Source organism: Achromobacter deleyi, from assembly GCF_016127315.1.
Classification (GTDB): Bacteria; Pseudomonadota; Gammaproteobacteria; order Burkholderiales; family Burkholderiaceae_B; genus Achromobacter; species Achromobacter insuavis_A.
Genome location: NZ_CP065997.1, coordinates 6,251,171 through 6,262,030, shown reverse-complemented (window position 1 = coordinate 6,262,030; position 10,860 = coordinate 6,251,171). Strand labels below are relative to the sequence as shown.

The 10,860-nt window shown below is 68.4% G+C and carries 10 protein-coding genes; 4 read left to right on the top strand and 6 right to left on the bottom strand.

What is annotated here, in order from left to right:
- Positions 1-63 precede the first annotated feature (63 nt).
- A complete protein-coding gene (locus I6I07_RS28205; RefSeq protein WP_054474752.1) occupies positions 64-594 on the top strand; it encodes an OsmC family protein in 531 nt (176 codons plus the stop codon).
- Between the two features lie 73 nt (positions 595-667).
- On the opposite strand, the gene I6I07_RS28200 is transcribed toward I6I07_RS28205, so the two are convergent.
- A complete protein-coding gene (locus I6I07_RS28200) occupies positions 668-1,510 on the bottom strand; it encodes a LysR family transcriptional regulator (protein ID WP_198484600.1) in 843 nt (280 codons plus the stop codon).
- A 108-nt stretch (positions 1,511-1,618) separates the two neighbouring features.
- Here I6I07_RS28200 and I6I07_RS28195 point away from each other — a divergent pair, with 108 nt between their 5' ends.
- The gene (locus tag I6I07_RS28195; RefSeq protein ID WP_198484599.1) at positions 1,619-2,605 is read left to right on the top strand and encodes a bile acid:sodium symporter family protein; all 987 of its coding nucleotides are present in this window, start codon (positions 1,619-1,621) and stop codon (positions 2,603-2,605) included.
- A 4-nt stretch (positions 2,606-2,609) separates the two neighbouring features.
- On the opposite strand, the gene I6I07_RS28190 is transcribed toward I6I07_RS28195, so the two are convergent.
- Both I6I07_RS28190 and I6I07_RS28185 read right to left on the bottom strand, forming a co-directional pair.
- Positions 2,610-2,990, bottom strand: coding sequence for a Rieske (2Fe-2S) protein (locus tag I6I07_RS28190; RefSeq protein WP_116521440.1), 381 nt, complete (start codon positions 2,988-2,990; stop codon positions 2,610-2,612).
- A gap of 51 nt (positions 2,991-3,041) precedes the next feature.
- Positions 3,042-4,844 (bottom strand): ABCB family ABC transporter ATP-binding protein/permease, encoded by a 1,803-nt coding sequence (locus I6I07_RS28185; protein WP_198484598.1) that lies wholly within the window; start codon positions 4,842-4,844, stop codon positions 3,042-3,044.
- Positions 4,845-5,125: 281 nt separating this feature from the next.
- Between I6I07_RS28185 and I6I07_RS28180 the strand changes: the two genes are divergently transcribed.
- Positions 5,126-5,953: an aldo/keto reductase gene (locus I6I07_RS28180; RefSeq protein ID WP_035360217.1), complete on the top strand. Its 828-nt coding sequence runs from the start codon at positions 5,126-5,128 to the stop codon at positions 5,951-5,953.
- A 30-nt stretch (positions 5,954-5,983) separates the two neighbouring features.
- On the opposite strand, the gene I6I07_RS28175 is transcribed toward I6I07_RS28180, so the two are convergent.
- Together I6I07_RS28175 and I6I07_RS28170 are read right to left on the bottom strand one after the other, a co-directional pair.
- Complete coding sequence (locus I6I07_RS28175; RefSeq protein ID WP_198484597.1) at positions 5,984-6,181, bottom strand: hypothetical protein; 198 nt, start codon at positions 6,179-6,181, stop codon at positions 5,984-5,986.
- A complete protein-coding gene (locus tag I6I07_RS28170; protein WP_198484596.1) occupies positions 6,178-7,350 on the bottom strand; it encodes a PepSY-associated TM helix domain-containing protein in 1,173 nt (390 codons plus the stop codon). The genes I6I07_RS28175 and I6I07_RS28170 overlap by 4 nt, the downstream gene beginning before the upstream one ends.
- Positions 7,351-7,536: 186 nt before the next feature.
- On the opposite strand from I6I07_RS28170, the gene I6I07_RS28165 reads away from it, so the two are divergent.
- Entirely contained in the window at positions 7,537-8,256 is a 720-nt protein-coding gene (locus I6I07_RS28165; protein WP_198484595.1) for a metallophosphoesterase, read from the top strand.
- 31 nt (positions 8,257-8,287) lie between these two features.
- On the opposite strand, the gene I6I07_RS28160 is transcribed toward I6I07_RS28165, so the two are convergent.
- Complete coding sequence (locus tag I6I07_RS28160; protein ID WP_198484594.1) at positions 8,288-10,741, bottom strand: TonB-dependent siderophore receptor; 2,454 nt, start codon at positions 10,739-10,741, stop codon at positions 8,288-8,290.
- Positions 10,742-10,860: the final 119 nt, after the last annotated feature.

Sequence of the window (10,860 nt, the reverse complement as noted above, 5' to 3'; positions counted from 1 at the left end):
ATCGCGCGGCGTGGCGGCCGGGCACTTTTTTCCTTTCCCTTTCACAAACGCGAGGCAGGCAAGATGAGTACCTTGAATGAATACCTGGGCCAGAAGCGCGAGGCGGTGCTGGCGCGCAATGCGCGCGATCCGGGCACGGTGACGCCGGTGAAGCTGCGCGCGCATGTCAGCGCTGAGGGGCGCAGCGGCGTGCGCCGCATCCGCATCCGCGACCATCAGGTGGTGAGCGACAGCCCGGCGGATTTCGCCGGCTACGACCTGGGACCGAGTTCGCCGGAACTGCTGCTGGGATCGCTGGGCAGCTGCCTGACGCACATCTTCCTGATCAAGGCGGCCGAATTGGAATTGCCGCTGGAATCGCTGGAAGTCGAGATCGAGGGCGACCTGGATCCGCGCGGCGGCAAGCCGGGCTACGAGAAAGTGCCGTTCTTCCCGCACAACATCCGCTATACGGCGCACATCGTGTCGCCTGCCGACCCGCAGGCGGTGCGGGCGGTGCACGAGGCGGTGGAGCAGTGGTGCCCGATCCTCAACCTGCTCAAGCAGCCGCAGCCGCTGGAAGGCAGCGTGCGGCATACGCGGCCGGGGGCGTGAGCGGCGGCCGCCATGCGCGCTGCGCGGGGCGGCCCGTCGGCCGGGCCGACGCGCCTGGCCGACGGGGAAGGGTTCAGGTCAGCGAGCTGCGCATCAGGATCTCGGTCAGCGCCTGGGTGGGCCGATTGGGCGTGGGCGCCGAGATGACGATGAATTCGACCTGCGGCAGCGCCGGCAGGGCCAGCGCGCCGGCCGGCGCCGCCAGGCCGGTGGTGGAAAGGTGCGAGGGCTGCACGGTGATGCCCAGGCCGGCGCGGGCGGCCGCCTGGCAGCCGGCGTAGCTGGTGCTGGTGCAGACGATCTGCCAGTTGCGGCCGGCACGCGCCAGCGCATCCAGCGCCAGGGTGCGGGTGACGCTCGGCTCGCGCAGCAGGATCAGCGGCAGCGGCGCGTCGGGCGCCAGGCGCAGCCCTTCCTTGGCGCGCCACAGCAACGCCTCTTTGTGCAAGGTCTGGCCGCGGCGGTCGCCACGGCGGCGCTTGCCGATCATCACGTCCAGGCCATTGTCGTCGAGCAGGCGGTAGAGGTCGCTGGTGACGCCGATGGTGATGTCCAGCTCCACTTCGGGATGCGCCTGGCGGAACGCGGCCAGCACGTCGGGCAGCGGCCCCATCGCCAGGTCGTCGGAAGTGCCGAGCCGCACGCGGCCGCGCAGCCGCGGGGCGTCGAACAGCCGCTCGGCGCGCTCGTGCGCATCGAGGATGATCTCGGCGTGCACCAGCAGGCTGCGGCCGTCGCTGGTCAGGGCCAGCGAGTGGGTGTCGCGCAGGAACAGGCGGCGGTTCAGGGCCTGTTCCAGCTGGCGGATGTGTTCGCTGACGGTGGGCTGGGTCAGGCCCAGGCGGCGCGCGGCCTCGCTGAAGCTGGGCGAGGCGGCGGCCGCGGCGAAGGTCTTGAGCCAGAGCGGATTGAGCATGGCGGCCTGCTTATAGGGAATTCCAATGGCAATTACAGTAACCAGTGGTCTTCACGATAGCAAGCGGCGCGCCTATAGTGGCCGCGACCTTCCTGGAAACCCCTCGCCATGCGCCGCTTCCTGCCCGACCAGTTCACCCTCATCCTGATCGCCACCGTGGCCTTCGCCAGCTTTTTCCCCGCCGTGGGCAAGGGCGCGTCGTTCATGCTGGTGGCCAGCAACCTGGCGATTTCGCTGCTGTTTTTCCTGCACGGCGCGCGCCTGTCGACCGACGCGATCGTGGCCGGCGTCAAGGACGTGCGGCTGCATGCGTTGATCCTGGGATGCACGTTCATCCTGTTCCCGGCGCTGGGGCTGGCGCTGCGGGCCGCCTTTCCCGGCCTGCTGACGCCGGCGCTGTGGGTGGGCGTGATCTTCGTGTGCACGCTGTCGTCGACGGTGCAGTCGTCCATCGCCTTCACCTCGATGGCGCGCGGCAACGTGCCGGGCGCCATCTGCGCGGCCACCGCCTCGAACCTGCTGGGCACGGTGCTGACGCCGCTGCTGGTGGCGGTGCTGCTGCATCGCCAGGGGGGCGGCCATGGCCTGGCCGACGCCGGCCGCATCCTGCTGCAATTGCTGCTGCCGTTCGCGCTGGGCAGCCTGCTGCGGCCGTGGATCGGCGCCTGGGCGCAGCGCAACAGCCGCGTCCTGTCGAAGGTGGATCGCAGCTCGATCCTGCTGGCGGTCTATACCGCGTTCAGCGAAGCGGTGGCGCAGGGCATCTGGCACGCGTTCCCGGCGATCGACCTGGCGACCATGGTGCTGGTCAATGCGCTGCTGCTGGGGGCGGTGCTGCTGATCACCACCTGGGGCAGCCGCAAGCTCGGGCTGTCCAAGGAAAACGAGATCACGCTGGTGTTCTGCGGGTCGAAGAAGTCGCTGGCGTCCGGCATTCCGCTGGCCACGGTGCTGTTCGGCACCTCGCAGATGGGCATCGTGGTGCTGCCGCTGATGATCTTCCACCAGATGCAGCTGATGGTCTGCGCGGTGCTGGCGCGCCGCTATGCCGATCGCGCCGAGCCGGCGCAGGCGGCCGAACCGGCCCGCGCCTGAGGCCTCAGACGGCCAGCGGCTGGATCCTGCCGCTGGGCTGCCAGTAGACGGCGCCGTCGCGCTCCTGCACCGTCAGCACCGTGAGGCGGCCGTTCTTACAGGGCCCGCCCACGCACAGGCCGGTATCGGGCTGGTAGGTGGCGCCGTGGCGGGCGCACATGATCAGGTCGCCGGCGCGGGTGAAGAAACTGCCTTCCCAATCGAGTTCGACGCCCACGTGCGCGCAGCGATTCAGATAGCCATGGACCTGGTCCTGGTAACGCACGAAGAACGCCGTGGTCTGCCCCGCGCTGTCGGAGACCGGCACTTTGACGCCCAGCCCGCCATTGACCAGGTCGGTGGCGGCGCAGACGCGGACTTCGGGAGCGATACGGGAATCCTGCATGGAAGGCCTTGGAATCAAAGGGTGCGATCTTGGGTCAGGGGGCGGGGCTTGTCAATCGGCCGGCGCGGCGGTGTTTTCCTGCTGTCGCGCCCACATCGCGGCATACAGGCCGCCCGCGGCCAGCAGGTACGTGTGGCGGCCGCGTTCGGCGATGCGGCCGTCCTCCAGCACGATGATCTCGTCGGCGTCGGCCACGGTGGACAGGCGGTGGGCGATGATGAGCGTGCTGCGGCCGCGGCTGACCTCGCGCAGGTTGGTCTGGATGTCGCGTTCGGTGCGCGTGTCGAGCGCGCTGGTGGCTTCGTCGAACAGGAAGATGGCCGGGTCCTTGAGCAGGGTGCGGGCGATGGCGACGCGCTGCTTTTCGCCGCCGGACAGCTTGAGGCCGCGCTCGCCCACCATGGTCTGGTAGCCGTCGGGCATGGCCATGACCAGGTCGTGGATGTGCGCCAGCCGGGCGGCCTGCTCGATCTCGGCGTCGGAGGCGCCGGGCCGGCCGTAGCCGATGTTGTAGCGGATGGTGTCGTTGAACAGCACGGTGTCCTGCGGCACCACGCCGATGGCGGCGCGCAGGCTGGCCTGGGTGACGTCGCGGATGTCCTGGCCGTCGACCAGGATGGCGCCGGCGTCGGCGTCGTAGAAGCGGAACAGCAGCCGCGCGATGGTGGACTTGCCCGCGCCCGAGGTGCCGACCACGGCCACGGTCTTGCCGGCCGGCAGGGTGAAGCTCACGTCCTTGAGGATGGGCCGCCGTTCGTCGTAGCCGAAGCGCACGTCGCGGAACTCGACCGCGCCGCCGTCGACGCGCAGTGGCTGCGCGCCGGGGCGGTCGGCCACTTCGCGGTCCTGGCCCAGCAGTTCGAACATGCGTTCCATGTCGATCATGGCCTGCTTGATCTCGCGGTAGATGAAGCCGAAAAAGCTGAGCGGCGAGTACAGCTGCAGCAGGTAGGTGTTGACCAGCACGAAGTCGCCCAGCGTGTAGCGGCCCTCGGCGATGCCGTTGGCGGCCATCCACATCACCAGCGTGAGGCCGGCGGAGATGATGACGGCCTGGCCGACGTTGAGGATCGACAGGCTGACCTGGCTGCGCACCGCGGCGCGTTCGTAGCGGGTGAGCGAGGCGTCGTAGCGGCGCGCTTCGTGTTCCTCGTTGCCGAAGTACTTGACCGTCTCGTAGTTCAGCAGGCTCTCGATGGCCTTGGTGTTGGCCTCGGAGTCGGTCTCGTTCATCAGCCGGCGGAACTTGGCGCGCCATTCGGTGACGGCCAGCGTGTAGGCCATGTACAGGACCACGGTGGCGCCGGTGGCCAGCGCCAGCCAGGCGTCGAACATGCGCCACAGCACGATGCAGACCAGGCCGATCTCGAAGAAGGTCGGCAGGATGTTGAACAGCAGGAACGACAGCAGCGTCTGGATGCCCTTGGTGCCGCGCTCGATGGCGCGGGTCAGGCCGCCGGTCTGGCGCGTCAGGTGAAAGCGCAGCGCCAGGCCGTGCAGGTGGCGGAAGATGCGCAGGCCGACCGAGCGGATGGCGTGCTGGCCGACGCGGGCGAAGAGGGCGTCGCGCAATTCGGAAAACAACAGGGACAGAACGCGCGCGCTGCCATAGGCCAGAATCAGGCCCAGCGGCACGGTCACGCTGCCGGGCGCGCCCTGGCCCAGGGCGTCGATGGCGTGCTTGTACAGCAGCGGCACGTAGACGGTGGCCGCCTTGGCGGCGAACAGGCACAGCAGGGCGGCGACGACGCGGACCTTCAGGCCGGTCTGGCCGGGCGGCCAGAGGTAGGGGAACAGGGTGCGCAGCGTGGCGAAACCGCCACGGCCGGGCGTCCGGGAGTCAGGGGTTGTCATAGGGGCGGCAAGGGCAAATGGCGTGGGCCGGCGCGGGGCGCGGGCCGGGTATGGAGGCGATTATCCGGCACCGGCGCTATTATTTAACTGAAAACCCCTGGGACGGATGGGCCGCGCGCTGGCCGCTCCCGGGGGTTTTCCATCCGGTTTTCGTATGCGGGCGCAGCAGGGCGGGCCCATCATCCACTGTCGACCAGGCGTACGCCCGGCAGCATTCCTGGTCGCGCGACCTGGCGCGTTTTCGCCGTGCAAGTGTTGCGTTGCAAGTTTCGGAGGGTCATATGGCGAAGGTACCCACAGTCAAACTGAACGACGGCAGCAAGATTCCGCAATTGGGCCTGGGCGTCTGGCAGGTGCCGGACGACCAGGCCGCCGCCAGCGTCAAGGAGGCGTTGGCGGCGGGCTACCGTTCGGTGGACACCGCCGCGATCTATGGCAACGAATCCGGCGTCGGCGCCGGCCTGCGCGCGGCAGGCGTGGCGCGCAAGGATCTGTTTGTCACGACCAAGCTGTGGAACGACAGGCATGGCTTCGATTCGGCCCACGAGGCCATGAACGAGAGCCTGGAAAAGCTGGGCCTGGCCTATGTGGATCTGTACCTGATCCACTGGCCGGTGGCGGGCAGCGAGAAGTTCGTCGACGCCTGGCGCGCGATGATCGAGATGAAAGAGGATGGCCGCGCGCGTTCGATCGGCGTGTCCAACTTCACGCAGGCCAACCTCGAGCGCCTGATCGACGCCACCGGCGTGACGCCGGCGGTGAACCAGATCGAACTGCACCCCGGTTTCGCGCAGCGCGAATTGCGCGCGTTCCATGACAAGCATGGCATCGCCACCGAGTCGTGGAGCCCGCTGGCGCAGGGCGCGGTCACCAAGGACAAGACGATCGTGGACCTGGCGCGCAAGCACGGCAAGTCGCCGGCCCAGGTGACGCTGCGCTGGCATCTGCAGCACGGCCTGATCGTGATTCCGAAGTCGGTGACGCCAGCGCGCATCCGCGAGAACATCGACGTGTTCGATTTCGAGCTGTCGGGCGCGGAGATGGCGGCGATCGACGCCATCAAGGAAGGGGCCCGCCTGGGCCCCGATCCGGAGAAGTTCGGCAAGTGAGGCGCGCGGCGGCCGCGGGCCGCCGCCCCGTTATGCCTCGGGCTGTCTGGGCGGGAAGCACCAGTAGCGCACGATGACCACCAGCAGGATGGTCAGCGCCGTCCACGAGGCCCAGTGCCAGCCGCCGGTGCCCAGCAGCGCGGCCAGCAGGCCGAAGATGCTGAGCACGCCCAGCAGGATCGGCACGCCCCAGACAAACAGGAAGCCGCGCGAGGATTTCTTGCTCATGCGGGGCTCCGTTGCGGGGCGGCGGCCTGGTGCTTGCGCACCAGTTCGGCGATGCGGGCTTCGGTGGCGCGGCGGCGGGCCAGCCACAGGTAGAGGCCGCTGACCAGCACCACGATGGTGATCAGGTCGAGCACGGCCCAGATGATCTTCAGCGGCAGGCCGCCGTAGTCGCCGAAGTGCAGCGGACGCGACAGTTCCAGCGCGGTCAGGTACCACGGCATTTTCGCGATGGTGGTCAGTTCGCCGCTGCGGCCGTCGATCAGGACCGGCGTGTTCATCTTGGAGGTCAGCGGCGTGTCGCCGCGCATCCAGCTGATGTAGTGGTGCGGGCTGCCGAAGGCGTTGCCGGGGAAGGCGATGAACGACACCTGGTTGCCCGGCAGGGCTTTGCGCGCGGTGTCGGCCGCGGCCTGGGCCGACGACAGCTCGGCCGGCACGCCCTGGCCCTTGTAGGGTTCCAGGATGCTCGCGAGTTCGGTCGATTGCCACAGCCGGAACAGCGGCGTGGACAGCTCGTTGATGACGCCGGTGAAGCCGACCACGAAGGCCCACACCAGGGTGACGATGCCGAGCAGGTTGTGCAGGTCGAGCCACTTCAGGCGGGTCGAGCGGCCGGCGCGCACGGTGCCGAATTCCAGCTTCTTCATGAAGGGGCCGTAGAGCACCACGCCCGAGACGATGGCGATGCAGAACAGCAGGCCCATGAAGCCGAGGAACAGTTCACCGGGCAGGTCCGCGAACAGGTCGACGTGCAAGGCCAGCATGATGCCCATGAAGGAGAACTTGTCCTGGCTGTATGGCGGGCCGTCCAGCAGGACGTCGCCGGTACGGCCGTCCATGCGCACGGCGTGGCCGGATATCGGGCCGTCGCCCGGCTTCTTGGCCATGCCGACGTAGACCTGGGGCTCATCGGGGTCGAAGAAGAGATAGTCGACGACTTCGCCCGGATACATGGATTTGGCGGTGTCGATCAGCTTGTCGAGATTGGCCGGAGGCGTCGAGGCGGGCACGTCGGACAGCGGCTTGCCGTCGTCGAGCCAGTGTTCGATCTCGTGGTGGAACACCAAGGGCAGCCCGGTCAGGCAGATGATGAGCAGGAAGATCGTACAGACCAGACTGGTCCACTTGTGGACCAGGTACCAGGTTTTGATGGTGGAGGCGGCGGTCATGGCGACGGCGGGGCGGCTCGCGCGGCCCCCTTCAAGTTGGATTTTGGGAAAGACGGAACATTATCACGAATAATAGCTATTCTCGTAACGCAATATGTGGAAGACGCGTGAAAGCCCGGTGTAATCGGGGACTGATGAAAGCGGGTTAAAAAGAAACATGGGCCCGATTGGGCGGGCTGGATCATCATGCAGCAACGTTTTCTGAAAGTACCGCGCAACGAGCAGGGCCGCGATTTCGCGGTGGGCGACGTGCACGGCTGTTTTACCCGCCTGCAGGACAGCCTGGGGCGGATGGGGTTCGATGCCAGCCGCGACCGGCTGTTTTCCGTCGGCGACCTGGTCGACCGGGGGCCGGAGAGCGAGGCCGCGCTGGAATGGCTGGCGCAGCCCTGGTTCTTCGCGGTGCAGGGCAACCACGAGGACTACGCCGTGCGCCACGTGCGCACCGGGCAGGTGGACGTGGTGAACTGGCGCGGCTACGGCGGCGGCTGGTTCCTGGACCTGCCGGCCGACCGCCAGCAGGTCTACGCCGAGGCCTTCGGGCAACTGCCCATCGCGATCGAGGTGGAAACCTCGTCCGGCCCGGTGGGGCTGCTGCACGCGGACTGCCCGGTGCTGTTCTGGCCGCGCCTGGAATCGGCGTTGCAGGACCGCTACAAGCGCACCAGCGCGGCCTGCCAGTGGTCGCGCGAGCGGCTGCGGCAATTGGACCGCACCGGGGTGCGCGGCGTGCGCGCCGTGGTGGCGGGCCACACGCCCGTGGCCGCGCCGCTGGCGCTGGGCAACGTCTATCACATCGATACCGAGGGCTGGAAGGACGGCTACTTCACCTTCCTCGACCTGGAAACGCTGCAGGCCTGGCCGCGCGCGGTGGTGACCGAACCGGACACCGAAGCCGTCGGTTGACGCGGGCCGGGCCTGTTGCCGCCGGCCGCGCCTACCAGCGGTAGGTCGCGGTCGCCAGCACCGTGCGCTGGTCGCCGTAGCGGCAGGCGCCCGCGCTGCAATTGCTGAGATAGGTGCGGTTGCCGAGGTTGCGCACGTTCAGCGCCAGGTTCCAGCGTTGCACCTGATAGCCGATCATGGCGTCGAACAGCGTGTAGCCCGGCAGTTTTTCCGCGGCCGATTCCTGGTAGCCCCAGTTCGGGCCGGTGTAGCGGGCGCCCAGCCCGACCTTGATGCCCGATTCGAAGCGATAGTCGGTCCAGACCGCGATCTGGTTGCGCGACACTGCCTGCATCTGCTTGCCGACTTCGCTCGGCGTGCTGCTGGCCGTGACCTCGGCCTTGGGCGTGTAGGTATAGGCGGCCACCACGTTCATCTGCGGCAGCGGCCGGAACGCGGCTTCCAGTTCCAGGCCGCGCACCTGCACCTCGCCGGTCTGCTTGGGCAGGAACTCGGGCGTGTAGGTGATGTAGTTGTGGCGCCGCAGGTCGAACACCGCCGCGCTGTAGCGGCTGCGCCCGCCGGGCGGCTCGTAGCGGATGCCGAGTTCGTACTGGCGGCCGGTCTCCGGGCGCATCGGGCTGTTGGTCACCGGGTCGATGGTGGCGGTGGGCGAGAACGATTCCGCGTAGCTGAAGTACGGCGCGATGCCGCTCGGATGCAGGTAGACGAGCCCCGCGCGCTTGCTGAAATTGTGCTCGGAGATCTTGGTGCGCGAGCCGTCGATGTTGCTGTCCACGTCCGCGCTGGCCTTGTCGTAGCGGCCGCCTAGCGTGGCCACCCAGTTGCCCCACTTGATCTGGTCCTGCAGATAGAGCCCGGTCTGCGCCAGCCGGGTGGTGGCGTCGAACCAGGGCGCGGCGGTCTCGACCGGGCTGCCATAGGATGGCGAATAGCCGTCGATGGGCGCGACCACGCCATCGTTGTAGGTGCGCTGGTAGTTGCGCGAGCGCTGGTAGTCCAGCCCGAACAGGAAGGTGTGGGTCCAGTCGCCCAGCGCGACCTTGGCCTGCGCCTGGTTGTCGATGGTGAACAGGCGCGCGTTTTCCTGGCTGCCGAACGGGAACCGCTCCAGCAGCCGGAAGTTGGCGGGGTCGTCCGGGTTGGCGGGGTTGACGGTGGCGAAGCCGCCGCGCACGTAGACCTGGCGATAGTCGACGCTGGTGTAGCCGTAGCGCGTGTTCTGGCGCACGGTCCAGGTGTCGTTCAAGCGATGCTCCAGCAGGTAGCCGACCATCCACTGTTCCTGGTTGAAGCGGTCGAAGCCCGGTTCCCCCACATAGGTGTTGGGCTTGAACTTGCCGTTCGGATTGGGCAGTTGCGTGCCGACCTCGGGGAAGCTGCCGTAGGAACTGCCGTCGCGCACCCGCAGGTATTGCGACAGCAGCGTCAGCGTGGTGTCGCTGGACGGCTTGAGGGTCAGCGCCGGCGCGATGAAGAAGCGGTCGTTGGGCAGGCCGCTGGCGGGCAGCTCGGCGTCGCGCGCCAGTCCGGTGATGCGGTAGAGCACCTTGCCGTTCTCATCCAGCGGGCCCGAGAAATCGCCCGCCACCTGGCGCCGCGAATGGTCGCCGAGCTGCACCTCCAGTTCGTGCAGCGGTTCGTCGGTGGGACGCTTGCTGACTACGTTGATCATGCCGCCCGCGCCGTTCTGGCCGTACAGCACCGAGGTCGGGCCGCGCAGCACCTCGATGCGCTCGGCGCCGTAGACCTCGGTCTGCCAGACCGCCCAGCTGTTGTTGTTGCGCAGCTGCAGGCCGTCCAGGTAGTAGCCCGGCGCCTGCGCGTCGAAGCCGCGGATGATGGTCCAGTCAAAGCGCGTGTCGGCGCCCCAGGGCAGGGTGTTGATGCCCGGGGTGTAGGCCAGGCTTTCCTTCAGGCGCGAGGCGCCGGTCTCGCGGATGAAGTCGGCGGTGACCACGGAGATCGACTGCGGCGTTTCGAGAATGCTGCTGTCGGTCTTGGTGCCGGTGGCGCTGCGGGTGGCGACATAGCCGTCCACCGGGCTCCAGGCCGTTTCGGGCCGGCCGGTGACGGTGACCGCCGGCAGCGTGGCGGGGCTGTCGGCGGTGGGCGCCGGACGCAGCGAATAGGCGCCGTTGGCGCCGCGCACGATGCGCAGGCCCTGGCCCTGCAGCAGGGTGGCGAAGCCGTCCTGCAGGCTGTAGGCGCCGTTCAGGCCGGGGCTGGTCTTGCCCCGGGTCAGCGCGGCGTCCGCCGACAGCTCGACGCCCGCCTCGCTGGCATAGCGGGTCAGGGCCTGGTCCAGCGGACCGGACGGGATCTGGTAGGTGCGCACCGGGGCCTGTGCCCCGGCGGGCGCCGGCGTCACCTGGGCCGACGCCTGCGAGGCGGCGAGGATGGCGCAGCCCAGCGCGAGGCCAAGCGCCGTGCGGCGCGAGAGCAGGCCGGTGACGGCGGGCCGCGCCGACAGGGGCGGGGTCATGGAGAACGGAGAGGAAAGGTGGCGGCTCGCCATCGGGTCGGTCCCAGAAAGTACGGAAGAAAGTGTTGCGACTGCTTTGTCTTCCGGACGAGCGGGCGATTTCCTCAATGCGCCGCCAA